Annotated in this window: 19 protein-coding genes; 6 read left to right on the top strand and 13 right to left on the bottom strand. The window is 38.7% G+C overall.

The window, feature by feature from the left end; translation table 11 throughout:
- Positions 1–48: 48 nt before the first annotated feature.
- The 4 genes from ACO05G_RS15870 to ACO05G_RS15855 all read right to left on the bottom strand — a co-directional run bounded on the left by ACO05G_RS15870 (position 49) and on the right by ACO05G_RS15855 (position 5,949).
- Positions 49–1,326, bottom strand: coding sequence for a PDZ domain-containing protein (locus tag ACO05G_RS15870; RefSeq protein ID WP_421763622.1), 1,278 nt, complete (start codon positions 1,324–1,326; stop codon positions 49–51).
- A 44-nt stretch (positions 1,327–1,370) separates the two neighbouring features.
- Positions 1,371–4,283: a DEAD/DEAH box helicase gene (locus ACO05G_RS15865; RefSeq protein WP_421763621.1), complete on the bottom strand. Its 2,913-nt coding sequence runs from the start codon at positions 4,281–4,283 to the stop codon at positions 1,371–1,373.
- 80 nt (positions 4,284–4,363) lie between these two features.
- Positions 4,364–5,590, bottom strand: coding sequence for an FtsX-like permease family protein (locus ACO05G_RS15860; protein WP_421763620.1), 1,227 nt, complete (start codon positions 5,588–5,590; stop codon positions 4,364–4,366).
- On the bottom strand, positions 5,587–5,949 hold the full coding sequence (locus tag ACO05G_RS15855; RefSeq protein ID WP_421763619.1) for a ribosome-binding factor A: 363 nt from the start codon (positions 5,947–5,949) through the stop codon (positions 5,587–5,589). Before ACO05G_RS15855 ends, ACO05G_RS15860 begins: the two co-directional genes overlap by 4 nt.
- Positions 5,950–6,098: 149 nt before the next feature.
- Here ACO05G_RS15855 and ACO05G_RS15850 point away from each other — a divergent pair, with 149 nt between their 5' ends.
- Positions 6,099–7,415: a hypothetical protein gene (locus tag ACO05G_RS15850; protein ID WP_421763618.1), complete on the top strand. Its 1,317-nt coding sequence runs from the start codon at positions 6,099–6,101 to the stop codon at positions 7,413–7,415.
- Here the strand turns inward: ACO05G_RS15850 and rpiB are convergent.
- The 3 genes from rpiB to glyA are packed head-to-tail and all read right to left on the bottom strand — an operon-like array spanning position 7,405 to position 9,933.
- A complete protein-coding gene (gene rpiB, locus ACO05G_RS15845; protein WP_421763617.1) occupies positions 7,405–7,833 on the bottom strand; it encodes a ribose 5-phosphate isomerase B in 429 nt (142 codons plus the stop codon). The two genes, ACO05G_RS15850 and rpiB, sit on opposite strands and share 11 nt — an antisense overlap.
- Positions 7,830–8,657 (bottom strand): twin-arginine translocase subunit TatC, encoded by an 828-nt coding sequence (gene tatC, locus ACO05G_RS15840; RefSeq protein ID WP_421763616.1) that lies wholly within the window; start codon positions 8,655–8,657, stop codon positions 7,830–7,832. The genes rpiB and tatC overlap by 4 nt, the downstream gene beginning before the upstream one ends.
- A 1-nt stretch (position 8,658) precedes the next feature.
- The gene (gene glyA, locus ACO05G_RS15835; protein ID WP_421763615.1) at positions 8,659–9,933 is read right to left on the bottom strand and encodes a serine hydroxymethyltransferase; all 1,275 of its coding nucleotides are present in this window, start codon (positions 9,931–9,933) and stop codon (positions 8,659–8,661) included.
- A gap of 52 nt (positions 9,934–9,985) precedes the next feature.
- On the opposite strand from glyA, the gene radA reads away from it, so the two are divergent.
- The 4 genes from radA to ACO05G_RS15815 are packed head-to-tail and all read left to right on the top strand — an operon-like array spanning position 9,986 to position 13,328.
- Positions 9,986–11,341, top strand: a complete 1,356-nt coding sequence (radA, locus tag ACO05G_RS15830) for a DNA repair protein RadA (RefSeq protein WP_421763614.1) — start codon at positions 9,986–9,988, stop codon at positions 11,339–11,341.
- Positions 11,341–11,979: an ATP-binding protein gene (locus tag ACO05G_RS15825; protein ID WP_421763613.1), complete on the top strand. Its 639-nt coding sequence runs from the start codon at positions 11,341–11,343 to the stop codon at positions 11,977–11,979. The genes radA and ACO05G_RS15825 overlap by 1 nt, the downstream gene beginning before the upstream one ends.
- Positions 11,972–12,622 (top strand): hypothetical protein, encoded by a 651-nt coding sequence (locus tag ACO05G_RS15820; protein ID WP_421763612.1) that lies wholly within the window; start codon positions 11,972–11,974, stop codon positions 12,620–12,622. Before ACO05G_RS15825 ends, ACO05G_RS15820 begins: the two co-directional genes overlap by 8 nt.
- Positions 12,609–13,328: a methyltransferase domain-containing protein gene (locus ACO05G_RS15815; protein ID WP_421763611.1), complete on the top strand. Its 720-nt coding sequence runs from the start codon at positions 12,609–12,611 to the stop codon at positions 13,326–13,328. Before ACO05G_RS15820 ends, ACO05G_RS15815 begins: the two co-directional genes overlap by 14 nt.
- Here the strand turns inward: ACO05G_RS15815 and ACO05G_RS15810 are convergent, their stop codons facing one another.
- The 3 genes from ACO05G_RS15810 to ACO05G_RS15800 are packed head-to-tail and all read right to left on the bottom strand — an operon-like array spanning position 13,329 to position 17,397.
- A complete protein-coding gene (locus ACO05G_RS15810) occupies positions 13,329–14,870 on the bottom strand; it encodes a DUF5723 family protein (RefSeq protein ID WP_421763610.1) in 1,542 nt (513 codons plus the stop codon).
- The gene (locus tag ACO05G_RS15805; RefSeq protein ID WP_421763609.1) at positions 14,871–16,472 is read right to left on the bottom strand and encodes a hypothetical protein; all 1,602 of its coding nucleotides are present in this window, start codon (positions 16,470–16,472) and stop codon (positions 14,871–14,873) included.
- Positions 16,473–16,500: 28 nt separating this feature from the next.
- On the bottom strand, positions 16,501–17,397 hold the full coding sequence (locus ACO05G_RS15800) for a 1-aminocyclopropane-1-carboxylate deaminase/D-cysteine desulfhydrase (RefSeq protein WP_421763608.1): 897 nt from the start codon (positions 17,395–17,397) through the stop codon (positions 16,501–16,503).
- A 17-nt stretch (positions 17,398–17,414) separates the two neighbouring features.
- On the opposite strand from ACO05G_RS15800, the gene ACO05G_RS15795 reads away from it, so the two are divergent.
- Positions 17,415–18,440: an RluA family pseudouridine synthase gene (locus ACO05G_RS15795; RefSeq protein WP_421763607.1), complete on the top strand. Its 1,026-nt coding sequence runs from the start codon at positions 17,415–17,417 to the stop codon at positions 18,438–18,440.
- A gap of 31 nt (positions 18,441–18,471) precedes the next feature.
- Here ACO05G_RS15795 and ACO05G_RS15790 read toward each other — a convergent pair whose 3' ends face one another.
- From ACO05G_RS15790 to ACO05G_RS15780, 3 genes are all read right to left on the bottom strand, one after another.
- Positions 18,472–20,058: a SulP family inorganic anion transporter gene (locus ACO05G_RS15790; protein ID WP_348283591.1), complete on the bottom strand. Its 1,587-nt coding sequence runs from the start codon at positions 20,056–20,058 to the stop codon at positions 18,472–18,474.
- 57 nt (positions 20,059–20,115) lie between these two features.
- Positions 20,116–20,406, bottom strand: coding sequence for a hypothetical protein (locus ACO05G_RS15785; protein WP_348283590.1), 291 nt, complete (start codon positions 20,404–20,406; stop codon positions 20,116–20,118).
- 96 nt (positions 20,407–20,502) lie between these two features.
- Positions 20,503–22,026 (bottom strand): GH3 auxin-responsive promoter family protein, encoded by a 1,524-nt coding sequence (locus tag ACO05G_RS15780; RefSeq protein ID WP_421763606.1) that lies wholly within the window; start codon positions 22,024–22,026, stop codon positions 20,503–20,505.
- Positions 22,027–22,028 lie beyond the last annotated feature (2 nt).

Here is a 22,028-nt window from a genome sequence, read left to right as displayed (position 1 = left end):
AGTGAATACACAAAAAAGGGTAATGCAAGGAAATGCATTATCCTTTTTTTATATAACTCGTCTAAGTCGGAAACGAAATTTCATTTTTTCACCGTCTCGATAAATCTTGCATTTTATTCTTCTGCCATCTCTAGATTGAAGAAGATTATAGATATCTGATAATGTATGATATCTTAAGCTCTTCCCATTTATTGAGTGGATGATATCGCCCTTTCTTATGTCTGCATTATAGGCTGGGCTTCCTTTATCCACATTCACCACTTTAATTGTGTCAAGATTTTCACCAGTAGCATTAAGTGCCATTCCGCTCATGTCATATTCGAAAGCTTCATAATAATTATCACCTTTCGAAAGATATATTTTACCGTGAGGATAATCGAATGTGACGTTAAATCTGTTTAGCAATTCTCCTCCAAAGGTTCCAACTCTGGCACCCCTTTTAATCACCTTGTTATACGCCCCGTCAAAGGGTGCAGAAACCAGCATCTTGCTAAAATCGAAACTCTTAATTTTTACTGAGTCCATTCGACCAACATATCCGGGTATTTCCCCTGCAATACCTCTTCCCAATCTTGTTTCAATTGTTTTTTCTGGTAAACTAACACCATCCAGATAGTTATAGTCAATAAGTGCCGCATGACTAGCTCCCGTATCGATCATGATATCTAAAGTAGCTTCCTGATCATCCTGTTTAATCGTGGCATTTATGAATGGTTTTGTACCCTTGATGGCTATAGGCACTTCGACGGATCGTCTGCTTTTCTTGTACCTATCGGGATCATGAAGGGTGAGTATACTGTTATCATAATCAATAGCAACCACAAAGCGAGAGAAAATATCGTACCCAATAATGCCATGTACATCATCTCCAATATTCTCTGAAAGCTGCAAATAATCCTCTTTTAGGACTAGCATATTCATATTTTGACCAATGATTCCCCCGGGTAGACCGAATGTAACCTGGTTTGCAATAAGTGCCTCAACTGAGTCGACAAGGCCCGGACCATCTATTACAATTTCTCTGATATAATTCACATCGAGAATATCAGCATAGAGTTTTTCTGTAAGGATTGCGCTTTCTACTCCAGTATCGAGAATGAACTTTAAGGTAAGAAACCTATTGATCGTTACAGGTATGATGATCAGATTGTTGTGCTGTTCAAAAGGGATTTCAATCTTCTTAGCTTTTCCAGGTAATTTGAAGCCAAACTCTTTCTGACCAGATGCACTCGAACAAAGGCACGTGTTAATTACTAAGATGAAAGTAATCAGACTTATTATCGGATTTCTCATAGGAAAGTCTCTTATGTAGTGAATTACACTCATCTAACAACACGGATAAAATCCAACCCTTATTTGAATGATAAAAATTAATCAAAGAGGTCCTTAATGTCGCTTTGTGAGAGGCTTTTTATGAAACTTTCTTCAACGGTGATCAAATCGGAAGCTAATTTTTGTTTATGCTCCTGTAGCTTGATAATTTTTTCTTCGATGGTATCCTTACTGACAAATTTATACGCAAAAACTTTTTTAGTTTGTCCAATTCGATGGGCCCGATCTATTGCCTGTGCTTCTACAGCCGGATTCCACCATGGGTCCAACAAGAACACATAATCTGCCTTGGTTAGGTTTAAACCAGTACCCCCTGCCTTTAACGAAATCAAAAAGATGGATACCGCCGGATCATTTTGGAATCGTTCGACTTGATTTTGTCTGTCTTTAGTAGATCCGTCAAGGTATGCGAAGGGTAATTTTTGAGTTTCTAAATAATCCGAAACGATCTTTAGGTGTTTTACGAACTGACTAAAAATCAAAACTTTATGCCCTTTTGAAATGGAATTTTCGATCATATAAGTGACCTCTTCCAATTTACCAGACCCATCACCATACTCCGGTTCAACCATTTTCGGGTGGTTAGCAATTTGGCGCAGTTGCGTAAGCCCTTGCAAAAGCACCATGTGAGATTTGTTGATCCCATCGGATTCGATCACATCCAGTATTTTACTTCTGAAGGCATTTTTTTCCTTCTCATAATATTCTCGTTGCTCATCAGACATATTGCAGTATCTGATGTTCACTACCTTTTCTGGTAGGTCATCTGCTACCTGACTTTTGTCTCTTCTCAACAGAAATGGTTTAATTAATGAATTGAGTTTTTTGGTTTTCTCTGCATCATTCTTCTTTTCAATGGGGATCAGGTAGTTCTTTTTGAAATACGATTCATTGCCAAGAAGTCCCGGGTTGACAAAACTCATTTGTGACCATAAGTCAAGTGTACTATTTTCAATGGGTGTTCCTGTCAATATCAGCTTTCGGCGAGACTTTAGTTCTTTGACTTTTTTGGAGATAAGTGAACCTGGGTTTTTAATGGCTTGCGATTCATCCAAAATGATATAGTTGAAATAAAATTCAGATAATATTTCTACATCGACTCGGGTGGTCCCATAACTGGTTATCACCAAATCATATTTTGCAAAAGCGCTAGTATCCTTTACACGATTGATTCCGGTATAATTAAGAATCTTAAGTTTTGGAGTAAACTTTTTTGATTCCATCTCCCAATTGTATAGCAAGGAGGTTGGCATTATCAATAGACTGGGACTATTAGGATTCTCATTTTTTTGATGTTGAAGAAGGGCTAATGCTTGAATGGTCTTCCCAAGCCCCATATCGTCAGCAAGACACCCACCAAAGCTGTAATCTTCTAAAAACCTAAGCCAATTATATCCGGCAAGCTGATAGGGACGCAGATGGCCTGTAAAATTTTCCGGAACGGAATAATCTTCCATCTGATCAAAGGATAGCAGCTTCTCAAGCTTTCGATCCATCGTGACCTTTGCGAGCTCTCCCTCTTTTAGCTCTTGTACAAGAGAGACATGAATTTTATCTAAAGTAATTCCACCGGTAGTCTCCGATGAGAACGCAAATAGGTCTTTATACCTCGTAATCCATGATTCAGGAATAACTCCAATTTCACCATTTGGTAATTGTATTTCCGTCTTTCCATTAAGGATACATTTTCGTATTTCTTCAAAAGGAATTTCAAATTCACCGAAACGGATTTTTGCTTTTAAATCAAACCAGTCCACGCCCTCACTTACCTCAAGGTCTATGACTGACTCTCCCACAAAAAATTTCTTTCCTTTTTGATTTTGTTTGATAATAAAATCTTCAAGCAAGTCACTGTTTTGACCAATCCAATCAAAAGCGGTTGTTTTTGGGAGTGTGGCTCTTGAATTCCTAAGTTGCAGGCCATTAGTTGCTAATTGTTCGATAATTCCCTTTTCGCCCTCATGATCTCTGCTTATTCTATGAAAAGTATAATTATCATTCTGCTTTTCCAGCGAAACACTCACCCGACTAAGTTTATCAGCATTGAAATTGTGACTTCCGTAATCAAAAGAGAGCTCCAATAAAAGCTTATCATTTTCGGCAATATTGCTATTTCCATCATCGTCGAAAAGAGAAGTATTGTGAGCAGTTTGTACTTCGCTGACCGTAAGCTTGGGTGTTGGCTTTGGTTTGTGAGTGACTATATCGAAACCTTTCGCATAGACGTCAAATTCGGAAATAAGCGGACCTACAAACTTTTGGTAATAGGTCTCTTCGATATCCTTTGGTATAAGAATGAATTTTTTCTTAAGAAAAGGTTTGAACTTCCCACCACTAACTGGTTTTTTAAACGTAAAAAGTTGATCATTTGCAACTAACCAAGCAGGCTCTTTGCATAGTAAATAGCTGCCGTTATTGAGAAAATCTACCTTTTCACCTTTTAGTTTGATTGTTGGGAAGTAATGCGTGTTGTCTTCGTTTTTGCGGAAATGGAATAGTACGGTGGCTTTTTCATCTACCACCTCGATTTCCTTCCAGGTAGGTTCACCGTCTTTACCCATTTCGAAAAGTCGTTTCCCATGAATCAGCGCAAGGATTTGGGATCTTCTCCGCTCTATATATCCCTCTATTTCATTTTGGAGTACTTTATCACCTGTTTGTTCATCGTAAACCTTCAGAAAAAACTCTTCGGGTTTTTGCCGTTTCTTTTGAAAATGATTGGCAACCTGATCTTGTTGGATTTGATCCATGACCTTGATGATCTTATAATCATTCTCATCTAAACCTTTGCTAAACTCCTGAGCATTCTTAGCTGAAATATTTTGGTGTGAATAGGTCAATTCACCCTTATCATTCAGTTGCACAACAAATGATTCAATAAGGTACCCTAGATATTCATGATCATAAAGGGAATAGATAAGTTCAAACGGCTCGTCTGGAGATACTTTCACAGATTTTTAGAATCAGGTAAACTTCGAAAATAGTAAAAATTCGGTACCTAACAGGTAAGAAACTGAGAAGAGTTATGAGTTTATTGTAAAGTTTGAATCGAAAAAGATTTACTCGCCTTTATTGCAGGTTTGATAGAGGCAAGAATGGTAATAATAATAATGGCTATTACGGAGAAAATCACATCACTGATTACGATCTCAACCGGGTAGCTATTTAACACGGCAGAGTCCATTCCCATTCCTATTAGGCCAAAGTGTTGCTGAATTAAACTTATTCCAATACCTAAAAACAGTCCTACTCCAGCTCCGGTAAAGGCCACAATGCAACCTTCATAAAGAAAAATATTCCGAATCAAATTAGTCGATGCTCCCTGGGCAAATAGCACGGAAATATCCTTTTTCTTTTCAATAACAAGCATTGTGAGTGAAAAGAAAATATTGATAGAGGCAATACCAATGATGGCTACCATGATGATGAAAACAAATAGTTTTTCAATTTTTAAAACTTTAAATAGATCCGTATGTAACTCTTCTCCTAATCTGACTTGAAACCGGTTGCCTAGCACAGACTGTAGATCATTTTTGATTGCTGTCGGATTACTATTAGGATGTAAATAAATATCATATCCGGTTAGTCGATTGCCATAGTCCAATAAATCCCGAGCGAATTCTACTGGTACGAAAATGTAATTATCGTCATACGATTTTTCAATAGCGAATATTCCTCCTGGTATAATGTTGAGTAGGTTATACATCCGTGTTGGGTTAACAACGCCCGGTCCAATCTCTTTAGGGTAATACATCTGAAGTGTATAAAAATCATTCTTTAAGCTCATAGATAAATCATACTGAACTCCTCGTCCAACCAAAGCATATCCAATGCTGTCTCTGACTAGCGGAAAATCACCAGCTACCATTACGTTTCTTATCCCGCTATACTCGTCAAAGTCACGACTGACCCCTTTCATTCTTACAAGTCGTTGGGCTTCTTTGTATTCCACTAATACATTGTCTTCAATTACTTCAGAAACACCCACAACACCATCCACTGAACGAATTTTTCTTATATCCAAGGAGTCTAATTGGAATGATTTTCCGGTAGTGGGAGTCACCACAATGTCAGGATCGAAGTTTCCATACATACCACGTAGGAGTCCTTCTAAACCATTGAAAACCGAGAGTGCAATAATCAGGCACATGGTACCAATGGCAACCACAATCATAGAGATAATAGAAATTACATTAATGAAATTTTTCTTTTTCCCAGATAGAAAATACTTTCTTGCTATAAAAAATGAGAAATTCATTCTTCCTCAGGCGGGATATTTAATTTATTAATTAATCCGTCAATTTTCGAAGCTTTTTCTTCTGTATCATCGTGAAAAAACGCTAACTCCGGGACAATTCGAGCCCTGTCGCCAATCTTTTTACCAAGTTTTAATCGGATTTCACTTTTGATATCATTTAGGTGTTCGAATACCTTATCGGCCATGGTAATGGGAAAAATACTCAACTGAATACGAGCTAAGCCAAGATCGGGTGAAACAGAGACTCCAGTTATGGTTCCCAAAGAAGATTTGAAATAATAGGATGGATCTTTCTGAAATATTTCAGCAATATCTTTTTGGAGTTGTTTGCCGTATTTTATCTGCCTCTTACTTTCCATGTTGCAAATATCCTAAGATATTCCTTAAGCGGTTTAAGCAAATACTCTAATTTCGAATTTAATCAGATAATAGTTTTTAAAACACGCTACCATTGTTACGTTTCTTTAGAATCAATGATCCATACAGACTTGTCATAATTTTTGTGATTATGATCTTAATACGTTTGGTTCAAGGCTATTTTATTGAAGCTCCGTCCTATTATGAGTTAAAATGGCTTCTCCTCGGGGAGTGGCTAAACAATGGATTTAAAATGTATAGTGAAACATTCGACTATACGGGACCAATTGCTGCCTTTGTTTACAAATACTTGGACTTAATCTTAGGTCGCACATCATTTGCTCAGTATGGGATCAGCTCTATTGTAATCATATTTCAAGCAGCGATTTTTAATCAAATCTTACTCAAGAATAAGGCCTACGACGAAAACAGCTACTTACCTGGGTTTCTTTACATGATTTTAATGGTTTCTATTCCTGATTTTATGACACTCTCTCCTCAGCTCATGAGCTTAACCTTTATTCTTCTCGCATTGAGAAACGTTCTAAGGAGGATTGATAATCAAGTGACTGATGAGCTTTTTTTGAATTCGGGAATTTTGATAGGAGTAGCGACTATGATTTACCTTCCGTCAGTCGTTTTCTTTTTGGTCTTTCTTTTTGCCCTAATTCTATTCTCTAGTGCGGTTACCCGCAGATTGTTACTCTATTTATTTAGCTTTCTCCTGGTGTTTGCACTCTGTGGTCTTTATTTCTTTTGGAGGGGTGATTTTTGGTTATTTTTTGATAGTTACATTATTCAAAATTTAGTTTTAAGCAATGGGTCTCCATTAGATATTGTAGATGCTTTGACCATATGTGCTGGTTTTATTTTTGTATTTCTACTGGCTGTTTTCAAAACCTGGAGTTCTGCTCGCCTCACCAATTTTCAACAAAAAATTCAGCAAGTTATTTGGCTAATGTTTCTAGGGGCGGTTGCCACTTTTTTCTTATCCAATGAAAAATCATTACATGAACTAGTATTTCTGATACCGGTAATTACTTATTTCTGGGTGCATTATTTTGTACTGATTAGAAGGAAGTTTTTTAAAATGGTAATGCCGGGAATACTGATTTTAGGATTAATTGGCTTTAGCATTTTTACTTACAGCGCATTGGTCTCAAAACTGATTGCAAAAGAGCCAATGCTGGTGAAGCCTAAAACAATGTTGATTGGAGAAGATGCAGCATATTATATGCAGCATGAAATGCTCACCCCTTGCTTTAATACTCACTTATGTGAGAAAGCATTTCAGGGTTTGGACTTTTATACTTCTGCAACCAGACTATACCAAATTTTTGAAAAAACAGATGCTGAGATCATCATTGACGAAATGGGTATTATGCCTGCTGTGTTTAATAGATTTCCCAACCTGGAACGAAAATACAATGCAAGGAAAGGGGATGAGTATGCTAAAATCAGCAATTGATCTTATCTACTCTGCGTTCATGTCTTCCTCCCTCAAATGATGTCTCAATAAAGGTATCAGTTAAACTTTCTGCGTATTCGTAGGCGATAAACCGGGCAGCTAAGCAGATAATATTGGCATCATTATGTTGTCTGGCCAGTGCAGCCAATTCAGTATTCCAGCACAATGCGGCTCTCACATTCTCATGCTTGTTGGCTGTCATGGCTACTCCGTTACCACTTCCGCAGATGAGTATTCCCAGCTCAAAGTCCTCAGCGGAAATAGCTGAGGCCAATGGATGAACATGATCAGGATAATCTACAGAGTCATCAGAATGAGGTCCAAAGTCCTTGACCTCATGTCCGTTATCTTCAAGGTGTGATATTAATCTATTTTTGTACTGGAAACCGGCATGATCGCCACCTATTGCAATTTTCATTTTTCTTTATTTTCTCGTGCCTCTCTTTTTTCAATCCGCTTAGCTATTAAAATACTCATTTGATACAGCATCATCAATGGTAGCGCAATAAGTACTTGACTGAACGGATCTGGAGGAGTCACTATAGCTCCTAATATCAAAATTACTATGATTGCATGTTTTCTATAAGATTTCATCAGAGATGAGCTTACTATTCCCGCTTTGGTAAGAAAATACACAACAACTGGAAGTTGGAATAGCATCCCACAGCCAAACACAATCATGGTGACTGTACTGATATATGAGGAGAGGTCAAATAAATTCTGGAGGGAGGCATCTACCTGATATGCTGAAAAGAACCGAACGGATATTGGGGCTATTAGGAAATAACCAAACATTACACCGAGGGCAAAAAGTACACTGACTGAAAAAGTTGCTCCTCTAGAGGCTTTTCTTTCTTGAGGTCGTAATCCTGGCCGGATAAATCTCCAGATCTCCCAAAATAGATAGGGGAAACCAAGAACTAGCCCGACAAAAAACGATATAGAGACATGGGTCATGAATTGACTACTAAGCTTTCTACTCACAAGCTCAAAACTTAAAGTATCAATACATAGGGCCTGTCTTCCTATCAAGTCAGCGAGTTGACAAAGTTTTTGGTAGGTCCAAAAATCGGTCCTGGAAGGCCCCAAAATAACTGTGCCAATGACAAAATCTTTAGCAACAAAGGCAGCTATGGCAAAAACAATAATTGCAATTATGGAGCGAATGATGTGCCATCTTAGCTCTTCCAGATGATCCAAAAAGGACATCTCTTTTTCGTCTGCTACTTGATCCAGTGGCATTTTAACCCTTAAACAATGGGAATTTTGACATCCATGAATTTATTTCAGATTTTACTTCCCCCACCTTCGCATCATCATCTTTATGTGTTAAAACAGTATCAATCAGGTCTACTATCTTGATCATATCTGCCTCAAGCATACCTCTTGTAGTAACCGCAGGTGTTCCTACGCGCATTCCTGAAGTAACGAATGGACTTTTATCATCGAAAGGGACCATGTTCTTATTGACAGTAATATCTGCCTTTATCAATGAATTCTCAGCATCTTTCCCTGTTATGTCTTTTGATCTTAAATCTATAAGCATCAAGTGGTTGTCAGTTCCACCTGAAATTACGTCATATCCCTTGTTTACAAATGCATCAGCCATAGCAGTGGCGTTTTTCTTTACCTGTAGTAAGTAATTCATGTAATCTTCAGAAAGTGCTTCGCCAAAAGCAACAGCTTTTGCAGCGATGATATGTTCCAAAGGTCCACCTTGTGTCCCTGGGAAAACACCTGAGTCTAATAATGAGCTAAGCTTTCTCACCACACCCTTTGGTGTGGTCAACCCCCATGGATTATCAATATCATCTCGGACCAAAATCATCCCGCCTCTGGGCCCTCTAAGCGTTTTATGCGTGGTTGTGGTAACTATATGACAGAATTCCAACGGATCGTTTAGAAGTCCTCGCGCGATCAACCCGGATGGGTGTGAAACATCAGCAAGTAGTATGGCACCAGCTTCGTCAGCAATAGCTCTGAATCGCTCATAATCCCAATCTCTACTGTAGGCAGAAGCTCCACAAATAATCATTTTGGGACTTTTTTCACGAGCTACCTTTTCAAGCTGATCATAATCGATCAGGCCAGAATCCTTTTCCACCCCATAGAAGTTGGGTTTATAGAGCTTTCCAGAAAAGTTAACTCCTGAACCATGTGTCAAATGACCACCATGTGAAAGGTCAAAACCAAGAATTTCATCGCCTGCGTTAAGGCAAGCAAGCATCACAGCAGCATTTGCCTGAGCTCCTGAGTGTGGTTGCACATTGGCCCATGTAGCTCCAAATAGTTCTTTGGCTCTTTCTCGTGCCAGATCTTCAATTTCATCGACAACTTCACACCCTCCATAATATCTTTTGCCGGGAAGACCTTCTGCGTACTTATTAGTGAGTACACTACCAGCTGCTTCCTGTACTTGAGGTGAAACAATATTTTCTGAGGCTATCAGCTCTATTCCTTCTATCTGTCGCTTTTCTTCAGCCTTGATTAAGTCGAAAACTTTCTGATCTTTTTGCATGCCGTAAAATTAACTGAGACAGTTTATATCTTAGCCGTTATCTCAACTATATATGGCTAAAACTAAATCGATATTTTTTTGTCAGTCTTGTGGAGCAGAATCCGCCAAGTGGGTTGGAAAATGTCCAGCATGTGGGGAGTGGAATACGTATGTAGAAGAGGTCTTTTCAAAAAACACTACTGCTCAAACAAACTTCACAGTAGAAAAAAGTAAACCAGTTAACATAAAAGATGCAGGTGACCACAAGAAGAAAGAGCGGTTGAAGACTGGTATTTCGGAACTGGATCGGGTTTTGGGTGGGGGTATTGTGGATGGTTCTTTGGTTTTGGTCGGCGGTGAACCGGGTATTGGAAAGTCTACGATTATGTTGCAAATGGCTATTCAGCTACCAAAAAAGACCTTGTATGTTTCTGGTGAGGAGAGTGCAGAACAGATTAAGATGCGAGCGGAGCGAATTGGAACAACTTCAGAACATTGCTTTCTGTATGCAGAAACCAGTCTTTCGGAAGTTATTAGGCAGGCAGAGAGTATGGCTCCAGATGTACTGATTATTGATTCAATACAAACCCTACATTCTGAAAGAATTGAAGCCGCGATTGGCTCCATATCCCAAGTGAAGGAGTGCACCGGACAGCTAATGAAATTTGCGAAACAGAAAGGAATCCCAATTTTTTTAATAGGTCATGTGAATAAGGACGGTGCTATTGCCGGGCCAAAGGTGTTGGAGCATATGGTGGACACAGTTTTACAATTTGAGGGAGACCGACATTTATCTTATCGCATTTTGCGAACCATCAAAAACAGATTTGGATCTACCTCTGAGCTGGGAATGTTTGAAATGAATGCAAATGGGCTAAGGGAGGTGACGAATCCTTCGGAAATTTTAATTTCTCCTAGAGAACCAGGGCTTAGCGGAATAGCCCTTGGAGCTACATTAGAAGGGAATAGGCCTCTGATCTTAGAGACGCAGGCTTTGGTGAGCCCTACCAGTTATGGAAATCCGCAGCGTAGCACCACAGGTTACGACTACAAGAGGTTAACAATGCTCTTAGCTGTAATGGAGAAACGTCTGGGAATTAGGCTAAGTACGCAGGACGTATTTCTAAATATTGCAGGTGGGTTAAAAGTGCAGGACACAGCATTAGATTTAGCGATCTGTTCAGCCATATTTTCCTCATTTGAAGATTCCCCAATCGGGGACGATGTTTGCTTTGCTGCTGAGGTAGGCTTAGGAGGAGAAATTCGACCCGTGAGTAGGATTGAGAACAGAATCAATGAAGCAGAGAAACTTGGATTTAAAGAAATTTATATTTCAAAACATAACTTGAAATCAAAAGACCTTGATAAGTTTAAAATAAAAGTTCATTCATTCTCCAAACTGAGTGATGCTTTCAGAAATCTATTTTAGTGAATACTCAAATCAAACCGACCATTTTATGCCTCTTCTCTGGCGGGATAGATTCAACAGGAGTTCTGCATCAACTCATTACTCATAAAAAATACAAAGATGCCAATTTGATTGTCCATCATATCCATATCCATAATCGAGAAAATAGAGCAAAAGCTGAAGCAAAGGCAGTAAAATCGATCATTGAATGCTACAAGAAAAATTATGATCGTCAGTTTTTGGTTACAGAAAGTGTCTTTGATAGTAGGGGGTTTTCAAGTTTAAGATCTAAACGGTACCCATATGATATGGATGTTTGTGCATTTTATGCAGCAAATATTGCTGTAGGAAGAAAGAACATTCGATTTGTCGCATGGGGAAGGACTAAGACCGATGTAAGCTCAGGAGGTAGTTTCGAAGCTAGAATGAAGCGTATGCAGGATGTTTTTGATAGTGTATGGCTTCTGGAAAAAGAGCCTATTCCTAAATTTATTTTTCCATTGATTAAGTACACAAAGGCTGAAATATGGAATAGCATTCCACCAGAGGTGCAGTCAAATGTATGGTGGTGCAGAACACCAATTTATCAGGAAGATAAAATTCTACCTTGTGGAGTCTGCGGGACATGCACCCAAACAAAAGCGTTCATTGATGGATAAGAAAGTGCCAAATCAAACAATCTTGTGTATGTTCTCTGGGGGAATAGATTCAACTGGTGTACTGCATAAGCTCATGACAGACCCGGAGTATAAAGACTTTGAACTAATAGTTCATCACATTCATATTGTCAATCGAGAGAATAGAGCGTTGGCAGAAGCTACTGCGGTTAAATCAATTTTAGCATATTATCAAAAGCAGGATGAGCGTAACTTTACAATTACCGCTAGTACTTTTAATACATCCGGTTTTGCTCCCTTAAAAGCAAATAGATTTCCATTTGATATGGATGTTTGTGCTTTTTTTTCCGCAAATATTTGCGCTTCGCGTAAAGACATTGTGTCTGTAGCTATGGGTAGGACTAAGACAGATGTGGAATCCGGAGGGGAGAACTTCATGATGAGAATGAAAAGAGCCCAAGCTATTTTTAAGAGTGTTTTATCTCTGGAGGAGGAAGTAATTCCTCAATATATTTTCCCTATGGTGAATTATACCAAACAGGAGATTTGGAATTTTTTACCACCTGAAGTTAGATCCAATACGTGGTGGTGTAGAAGACCTATTTATGAAAATAGTATGCCTAAATCATGTGGTAAATGTCAAACTTGTAAGGATGTAACTGATTTTGTTAATGCAGGCATATGAGGAAATTTTTAATCAAAGGGGTAGGTCTTACCATATGGCCATGGAGAAGTACCCTTCTGCTAGAGATGAAGAGTTCAAAACCATTGTAAAAAAACTACGCCAATCCTCGGAAAGTACCATTCTGGATTTGCCTGCTGGCGGAGGCTACCTTCATAATTATCTGAATGAAAATGTGAACTACCTCGCTTACGATTTTTCCGGTGAGTTCAATGATCATCACTTAGGCATTCATAAATGCAAGGAGTCTAAAATAGATCTGGAAGATGAGTCTGTGACTGAAATTGTTAGTCTTGCTGCGCTGCATCATATTGTAGCTCGAAAAGACTTTTATACCGAGATGTACAGGATACTTAAGCCTGGGGGACGGATGATAATTGCTGATGTGAAAGTTGATGACAAGATATCAAGGTTTCTCAACGGATTTGTAGATCAATGGAATAGCATGGGTCATCAGGGAAAATTTATACGCGCTGAAGATCAATTAGAGCTAAGAAACGCAGGGTTTGATGTTAACGTTGAAGACCAATCTTATTTATGGAATTTCCAAACCGAAGCAGAAGCATTAGAATTTTTCAGGTTGCTATTTAGGCTCGATATAAATCCATCAGATACCGAGCTTAAAAATGCACTATCGGAATTAGGGACAAATGATAATAATGGATTTTCGGTCTCCTGGGGGCTTTGTTACTTGATATGCAGCAAGTAATTATTCACTCCCCGTATTTTTCTTACCCGTTCTGCCATTGAGACTTTTCTTTTTCACATCATTGTCTCTCTGCGTGCGTTTGTTCTTCAGATCTCTACGTTTCTGTCGTTTAATAATGGAGTAAATACCATCTCGTTTTTTGGTTTTCACTTTCTTACCGAGGAAAACATTCGTATCCAATCCTTTCGCACCAGCAATAGGTGCTCTTGAAAGACCACTCTCTGGTTCGACAGTTCTGCGTCTGCCAAAAGCAAAACTCATCCCAAAACGAAAATCAAAGGCTTTTGCATCTGGAACAGAAAAATTAATGATCTGATCAGCAGCCAAATACATTTGCACTGGGCCACCCTTGGCGGTGATGGCTGCCCCAATGTTAAAGAATTGTTGAGGAAGCTTTGTTGCACTAGCAGATGCCGTAAAAGCCCTGCCAAATTTGTAAGTCATACCGCCACCGTAGAGCATTTTCAATTGACGTTGCACCAATCTTGAACCAGCAGTTACATAAAAATCCAACTTTGGTGTGTAGTGATAAATCCAGCTTCCTTGAGCCGTTACTGGTAACCAACTACGGTACGGATTGCTGTTTTCTGTTGTTTCGAATTTGTTGAACAGGGAATCTTCCAGGGTTTGTTGAATATCATCTAACTCAGCAAGGTCAACACCACTATACGTAAAGGTTGTGTCCCCCAAAGCATAATTTTTTATGTTTTCTTTCCAGTTTATAAAGCCAATATCCACTATAGATCCTGTCAACGTATAATATCTGTTAAGCCGATAAGTGCCCCCAATATCTAAAGCAAGACCTTTGTTGCCATTGAAAAGTAGATGTGATCCGAGATCACCCTCATCACCTTGATAAATATCAACCCCTGAAGTCCTTAGAGAAGCGTTTTGCCAGTCGGCATCCACTTGGAAAGCTTCGCCATTCGATTCAATGGTGGCTTTAAAATTTGATGGTGTACTAGCATTTATAAATCCTACTAAAAACTTACCTCTTATCCCAACTGTGAGCTGATCATTGACAGGGGCAGCAATTCCTAATCCAAACTCTCTAAAATGTGTGGCCGTTGCTCCAACATTTGAAATTTTTACTGTCTTATTGAGAAAGTTGCTGTTACCGTTGAAAACGTAATTCACCAACTCCTTTGAGTATACAAAGTCAGCTTCGACTCTTTCATTTGCTGTAAAGCTTAATAGCACACCATTGTTGGTCTTGAAGCCTATATGCAAGAGGTTGATGTTTACTTTGCTACTCAGCAAATTTTGTTGTTGAAGATTACCTAGGATTTTGTCTACATCGACAACAATTCGATCTGCCTCCTTGGTGAACACCTCATTGTAACTGACCTTATTATTCACGTGTACATGCACACCCGAGAGCACTGGTAAACCAATGAATAATCGTCCCTTTGGAATAAGAGAAGGATTAACCAAGTTATTTTGGAAAGTCGCATTACCTAAGTGTTGAAACGAAACGCTGGTTTGGGCGTTTGCAACAAAAAATGAGGTTAGGAATAATATGGTGATGGAGAGTTTTCTCATTTATAAATCCAGATTAAACTTTCCTCCAACACCTACTTTCACGGTTAAGGTATAATCAGCCAATACTTTTACATAAATATCCCGAGAAGTTTGGCTTACCGGCGTATTCAAGGTCAATGTGATTAAGATATGAGAACCAACTGCCAGCGCATCAACTCCCTCCTTATTTAGTGGAATATCTGCAGTAACTCCGTTCGGATCAGTCACTTCCCCATTCACGTTTATAAATGGAGCAACCATCACTTGGTTATCTGCGATGGTATATAAGGTCATGCTATCAGCATCTTGAATTTCAAGATCCACTACTGCAGAAAAAGGAAGTTCATTAATTGTAACTACTCGGATAAAAGCAGAATCAACATTATCCAAATCCAGTCCATCTCCAAGTCCGTAAGTCCCACTTTCAGTTAAGTTTTCGAGCTGAATTTCCATGGGAATTTCCATAATTATATTGGCACTTATCTGACTGGTAGGCTGCAAGTAGTTTAATTGATTTGCATCATTTGCATTAGAAACTCCTTGAACGTCAAACACAAGTCGGCTAGGTGATGAGGCAAGTAGATTTCTAAGGTTTGAGTTTGTAGGATTTATCTCAACAGTAGTTTGGGCAGTCTCACCGGGTACATTCGGAGCAGGTGAATTCACATCAGAACCTACAATAGTAGGAGGGTTTCGAACAATATCGCCACTTAATAACACCTGATTTCCACCGTTTCCATCATCTCCGGAAAGTCCGCTAAAATCTAATTGAACAGGTACTCCAAACGAGTTGCCAAATTCAAACGTCATGCTTGGATTTCCAAATGTTATACCTTCTCTAGCTGCTTGACTAAAGAAGTCAATATCAATACTCTGATTGCCTACCTGGATGGTATCCTGTCCAAACTTTCCATATATCAAATTGAAAGTCTGATTTCCATATGTTATGGTGAACATGATTTGTTCATTTCCTACTAAATTATCTGTCGCTGCTAGATCTATGGAGGCATCTAAAATGACAGAAAAGGTATTACTACCACCTGTTAATCTTGTCCGATGATTAATAAGAGATTGAGTTTGAGTATCAGTTCCTGGTCCGTTTATCGTACCAGAGAGCACTATTGGATTATTTGTGGTGATATTGGTTGTATTTGCGATCGTATACGAATAATTGAGTGTTCCTGAGAGTGCGGATATAGTCTCAATAGAAAGATCACCAGTTTCATAAAAAACGGAATCTAACTGCTCATTACTTTGAGGATCATAAGCCAAATCAAATGAAGTGAAGATTGTCACTGTTCTGGCGGTACCGGCAGGGGAGGCAGGAGCGGTAACAGTGCCATTTTGGACAATATTATCTATCTGAATGAAATCATTTGAAGTATTGTAAGAAATTGTGTCAAAATAGAACAGGGTAAGCAGAGATGTACTATCCTCTTGTAAGTTTAGCGAATCACCTGTTTGTTTAGTGACCAGGTCACGCATTATATAGGTAGTTTCCCCCAATGGAAAACTAAACACACCCGTTATTGGCTGCATCTCCACATTATCGAAATCTAAATCTCCGACATTGCATGCTACCATTACAGATGCGGAGATTATTATTAACACAAATTTTTTCACCGCTGACAAATTGATCTAAAATTAAGTCTTATTGAATAATATTTTCATTTTTTCGATTAAAGCCTGAAATACCTTGTAAACCACCTGTGTGTAATAGTACTATTTCAAGATTTTTTTCAAATTTATCAGTTTTAATCATATCCCAAACGGCAAAAAAGCACTTCCCGGTATAAATCGGGTCTAGTAAGATGCCAAAGTTTTCTTTAAACCAATTAATAAAATCGATTAATTCAGGCTTGATTTTACCATATCCTCCAAAATGATAATCAGAAATTAATTCATAATTTGAGTTTATAATGTGGTTTTTTGCTAAAAGTGATTTTATTTCAGAGGTAATAAAATTTCCTTTTAAGGCACTTACTCCTATGACCATTTGAGTAGTTGCTTTAACTAAACCCGCAAAAGTCCCGCCAGTACCTACTGGAGTTACAATGACATCAAATTTCTGTTGAATTTCTGTTGATATCTCTTCGCACCCTTTTATAGCGAGCTCATTGGTACCTCCTTCGGGTAAAAAATAGTGATCTGGGAATTGACTTTGAATTATGCTCGAATCTTCACGGCAGTAGCGGAAGGTCTCTCTATCAACAAATTCCAATTGCATGCCTTTTTCATGGGCCAACTTGAGGGTATGATTGCTGTTGATCCCCAATTCATTCCCTCTAATAATACCTACGGCATTAAACCCGTATTCTTTTGCAGCTGCAGCTGTCGCAGCGATATGGTTGCTGAAAGCTCCCCCCATAGTGACGATAGCTTCTTTGCCCTCTTCTTTCATCTTAAGAAGGTTGTATTTTAGTTTACGCCACTTGTTACCCATTATTTCCGGGTGAATCAAGTCATCCCTTTTTACAAAGAGCTTTATCTTCTTTTCCTCCAACAATGGATGATTGAGTTCTTCTATTGGTGTAGGAAGGTTTACCATCACTTAAATTTACACCCATGACGGATGAACCAAACCAAAATGAGGGAGACTTATATGAACACCACAACATAAAAGTGGATGATGGTCAGGATCTATTGAGAATTGATAAATTTTTGATGGATCGACTACCAAATGTCACTCGAAATAAAGTTCAGGCCGGCATAAAAGATGGATTTGTAAAAGTCAATGGGAGGGAAGTGAAGCCCAACTACAAAGTTCATCCCGGGGATGAGATTTCCGTCATGTTGCCTGAGCCACCCCGTGATGAGGATCTGGTGCCAGAAGATATACCTCTCGATATTGTATTGGAAGATGATCACTTATTGATTGTGAATAAACCCGCAGGGATGGTTGTACATCCAGCTTATCAAAATTGGTCCGGGACTCTTGTAAACGCATTGGCATATCATTTTCAAAACCTACCGGAAATGAAAGGAAATGATGGGCGACCAGGACTGGTCCATCGTATAGACAAGGATACATCTGGTCTTTTAGTAATCGCGAAAACTGAAAATGCAATGACTGGATTGGCAAAACAATTCTTTGATCATAGTATTGAGAGAACTTATTATGCCTTGGTTTGGAGCGTACCGGAAGAAGGTAGTGGAACAATAGATGTGAATGTCGGACGAAGTTTGAAAGATCGGAGAATTACCTCGGCTTTTCCTGATGGCGACTTTGGCAGAAATGCAATAACCCATTATGAACTTATAGAAGACCTTAGATATGTTTCCCTGTTGAAATGCAATCTAGAGACCGGAAGGACTCATCAGATTAGGGCACATATGCGATATCTAGGCCACCCGCTTTTTAATGATGCAACCTATGGTGGGAATGAAATTTTAAAAGGTACCGTATTCACTAAATACAAACAATTTGTACAGAATTGTTTTAAGATAATGCCACGTCAAGCGCTACATGCTAAGACGCTGGGATTCATCCATCCTGTAACCAAAGAAAAGGTTTTTGTAGACTCTGAGTTGCCAGAAGACTTTACGTCTGTTCTCGAAAAATGGAGAGGTTATGTCGACCATAATGAATAAAAAAGGCCTTCAAAATGAAGGCCTTTTAACTTTAAATTTTTTTAGTGACTTTCTTTAGTTTCTTCATTGGGTTATCATGTTCTTTATCTAACCCGATGATATCTAAAGTGATGTTTCTATACTCCGCATTCTTTTTGAAGTCCTCTAAAATTTCCAGTATATCCGGGTGGATGAAATGTGAACGGGAAGCATCTATTGTCACTTCTGAATCATCCGGTATATGAGAAACTGTTTCAATTATGCTTGCCTTATTTAGGAAAGTAAGGTTCTCAGATAATTCTAACCTTAGCTTAGTAGAATCATCTGATTTCGTAGTTTCTACCACGTAAGGTTTTCTAAAATTATTATACAAGATGTGGAAAATACCTACGGTTAACCCTAACAGTATTCCAATCAATAAGTCCGTAAAGATGATTCCCAATATCGTAACCATAAAAGGAACAAACTCTGATCGTCCGGCTGAAAACATTTGCTTAAACAGAGATGGTTTTGCGAGTTTGTATCCAACCAAAATAAGAATTGCTGCTAAGCTTGAAAGAGGAATGAGGTTTAAGATATTTGGAATAAAAATGGCTGAAATCAGCAATAATACCCCATGAAAAATTGCCGACAATTTTGTTCTACCACCTGATTGTATGTTGGCTGAACTTCGTACGATAACCTGTGTAATAGGTAGTCCTCCAATCATTCCAGAGAAAATATTTCCGGTTCCCTGAGCAATCAACTCACGATTGGTAGGGGTTATTCTTTTTTGTGGATCTAGTTTATCTGTTGCTTCTACACAGAGCAACGTTTCTAATGAACCAACCACTGCTATAGTTGCACCAAGTATCAACACATCTTTGCGAAACAATGCTGAGGGATCAAAAAAGGTAAATTGGTTAATGAATTCTGTAAAGGTTGCAGCTACCGGCAAACTTACCATGTGTGTCTCATCTATATACAAGGAAGATCCACTAAACAATTGATTGATGATAATGCCAGCTATGACTACTACGAGAGGCCCCTGCACAATTTGGAAGACCTTGATACTCTTCATAAATTTTGTCTCCCATAGAATGAGAATCACCATGGAAATGACAAAAATGATTACTGCACCTTCCTGAATATAGTCCAACATGGTAAATAATTCAGAGAATGTATTTTCACCATCCGGCTGGAAAAATTCTAAGTCTCCTTCCGGGTCAGCATCGTATCCAAATGCGTGAGGTATTTGCTTCAAGAAAATAATAATTCCAATTGCAGATAGCATACCCTTGATTACGGATGATGGAAAATAGTAGCCTATGATTCCTGCCTTTGCAATCCCTAGCAAAATTTGAATGATACCGCTTACTACTACAGCGGCTAAGAAAACAGGGAAAGATTCAAGGTCTTGAATACCGGCAAGGACGATTACTGCCAGACCTGCTGCCGGGCCACTTACCCCAACTGCGGACCCACTTATGAGGCCGACAAGTATACCACCTATAATGCCTGAAATGATTCCCGCAAATAAAGGAGCTCCTGATGCTAGTGCAATTCCCAAACAAAGAGGAACGGCGACTAAGAAAACCACCAAACTGGCGGATAGGTCTGATTTGAAATTACTGAATAAACCGGTTTTATGAGATTCCATATAGTGTTGTCAAGTTGTGTTATAACAAAAAATAAAAAATTGTGTTCGTCAAATCTTTTAAGACAACTCGGGAGGGGGTGTTTGGAAGTCAATGGACGGAGATTTCCATTTTGGATGTTTAAATGAAATCAAAGTAAGGTTTGAGAAGTAAATGCTTGTTTCAGGTAAATAAGATTCCAATCTTGATGTTGTTTTTTCTTTATTATCTTCTTTTCCTTCTTCATTCTCCGTTTCTGAATCGATCTCAATGGAGATTGCATCCTCTACGTTGAGGGGTACTGCAATTTCGGTCACCATGGAAATGGTTAAAACAGCAGTGAGAATTCGTACAAAAAACAATTTTTTCATTCTGAAATCACATTCAAGTATTTGCGTTTTTAGAAAAAGCATAATACTTACGTAAAGGTATATTTCTCAGTTTTGACTTGAAAATTTACTTCAATATCATCCGTAAGTTTTAAATGCGATCAATTGATCGATGTACTCACGATTATTTGCTAACCTGGGTACTTTATGCTGTCCGCCTAATTTCCCTTTGGATTTCATCCAGTTATAGAATGTATGTTGTGGTACAACATGAACAATTGGCTCCTGCAATGCAATGTCCTTGTAACGCTTGGCATCATAATCTGAATTTACTTCACGAAGTTTTTCATCAAGCAGTTTGGTAAACCTATCCATGTCATTTGGGACTCGGGTAAACTCTATGATCCACTCATGACCTCCCTTGTTGCCATCACCTATATACATTGGACCTGCTGTAAAATTGTCGATAGTTGCGTCAGTTTTTTTACACGCTTCAGCTATAGCCATCTCTGCGTTTTCAATAATCAACTCCTCTCCAAATGCGTTAATAAAATGTTTGGTTCTTCCGGATATTCTGATTCTAAATGGATCAACGCTTGTGAAAGTGACGGTATCACCAATTTTATACCTCCACAGACCCGCATTGGTAGTTATCAAGATGGCATAATTCTTACCAACTTCGACTTCTTCAAGGGTCAGTGTTGTGGGATTGTCGCTATCCAGTTCATTGAAAGGAATAAATTCGTAAAAAATCCCATAATCAAGCATCAACAGCATGTGTTTGCTGTCTGTTTGATCTTGAATACCAAAGAACCCCTCCGAAGCATTGTAAGTCTCCATATACCTCATCGTAGGAGATGGAATCAATTTTTTAAACAACTCCTCATAAGGTGTAAATGAGACAGCTCCATGAAAGAAAACTTCCAGATTGGGCCAAATTTCCAGGATGTTGCTGGCATTGTTCCTTTCCAGCATTTTTTCAATAAGTACAATCATCCAGGTAGGCACTCCTGAAATGTTGGTCACATTTTCATTAGAAGTAATCTCCACCATCCGGTCAATTTTTTCCTCCCACTCATCCATCAATGCAATATCCAGGCTTGGGGTCCGCACCATTTGTGCCCACCAGGGCAAATTCTTCAATAAAACCGCAGAAACATCACCATAATAGGAGTTTGAGTTTTTATCAAATTGATTGAGTTGATGACTCCCTCCAATTACCAGACCTTTTCCTGAAAACATCTTTGCCTCAGGGTAATTATTGAAGTAAATACTGAGGAGATCTTTTCCTCCTTTATAATGGCAGTCATCGAGGGCTTCCTGAGAAACGGGAATGAATTTGCTTCGAGCATTCGTGGTTCCGGATGATTTTGCGAACCATCTTATTTCCGAGGGCCAAAGTATGTTTTGTTCCCCCTTCATTAACCTTTCTATGTAAGGGTATAGCCCTTCATAGTTGACAATTGGAACTTTGTTTTTGAAATGGTCATAGTTTTCGATAGTGCCAAAACCATATTTTTTACCGTATTCTGTTTTAGCAGATTTCTTTATCAGATCCTCAAGAAGCTCATTTTGAACTTCATGTGGATACTTCTTGAATAGCTCAATCTGATGAATACGTTTCTTCATCACCCATGACAATATCGAATTGAGCAGTTCCATTA

The organism is Ekhidna sp., from assembly GCF_965227465.1.
Classification (GTDB): domain Bacteria; phylum Bacteroidota; class Bacteroidia; order Cytophagales; family Cyclobacteriaceae; genus Ekhidna.
Note: the sequence above shows the minus strand (reverse complement) of the source record. Positions and strands in the feature narration are given on the sequence as shown.

Bases quoted from the DNA above. Each gene is read 5' to 3' on its own strand.
- ACO05G_RS15870 (WP_421763622.1), bottom strand. From the start codon at position 1,326: ATGAGTGTAATTCACTACATAAGAGACTTTCCTATGAGAAATCCGATA.
- ACO05G_RS15860 (WP_421763620.1), bottom strand. From the start codon at position 5,590: ATGAATTTCTCATTTTTTATAGCAAGAAAGTATTTTCTATCTGGGAAA.
- ACO05G_RS15855 (WP_421763619.1), bottom strand. From the start codon at position 5,949: ATGGAAAGTAAGAGGCAGATAAAATACGGCAAACAACTCCAAAAAGAT.
- ACO05G_RS15850 (WP_421763618.1), top strand. From the start codon at position 6,099: ATGATCTTAATACGTTTGGTTCAAGGCTATTTTATTGAAGCTCCGTCC.
- rpiB (WP_421763617.1), bottom strand. From the start codon at position 7,833: ATGAAAATTGCAATAGGTGGCGATCATGCCGGTTTCCAGTACAAAAAT.
- tatC (WP_421763616.1), bottom strand. From the start codon at position 8,657: ATGCCACTGGATCAAGTAGCAGACGAAAAAGAGATGTCCTTTTTGGAT.
- glyA (WP_421763615.1), bottom strand. From the start codon at position 9,933: ATGCAAAAAGATCAGAAAGTTTTCGACTTAATCAAGGCTGAAGAAAAG.
- radA (WP_421763614.1), top strand. From the start codon at position 9,986: ATGGCTAAAACTAAATCGATATTTTTTTGTCAGTCTTGTGGAGCAGAA.
- ACO05G_RS15820 (WP_421763612.1), top strand. From the start codon at position 11,972: ATGGATAAGAAAGTGCCAAATCAAACAATCTTGTGTATGTTCTCTGGG.
- ACO05G_RS15815 (WP_421763611.1), top strand. From the start codon at position 12,609: ATGCAGGCATATGAGGAAATTTTTAATCAAAGGGGTAGGTCTTACCAT.
- ACO05G_RS15810 (WP_421763610.1), bottom strand. From the start codon at position 14,870: ATGAGAAAACTCTCCATCACCATATTATTCCTAACCTCATTTTTTGTT.
- ACO05G_RS15800 (WP_421763608.1), bottom strand. From the start codon at position 17,397: ATGGTAAACCTTCCTACACCAATAGAAGAACTCAATCATCCATTGTTG.
- ACO05G_RS15795 (WP_421763607.1), top strand. From the start codon at position 17,415: ATGACGGATGAACCAAACCAAAATGAGGGAGACTTATATGAACACCAC.
- ACO05G_RS15790 (WP_348283591.1), bottom strand. From the start codon at position 20,058: ATGGAATCTCATAAAACCGGTTTATTCAGTAATTTCAAATCAGACCTA.
- ACO05G_RS15785 (WP_348283590.1), bottom strand. From the start codon at position 20,406: ATGAAAAAATTGTTTTTTGTACGAATTCTCACTGCTGTTTTAACCATT.
- ACO05G_RS15780 (WP_421763606.1), bottom strand. From the start codon at position 22,026: ATGGAACTGCTCAATTCGATATTGTCATGGGTGATGAAGAAACGTATT.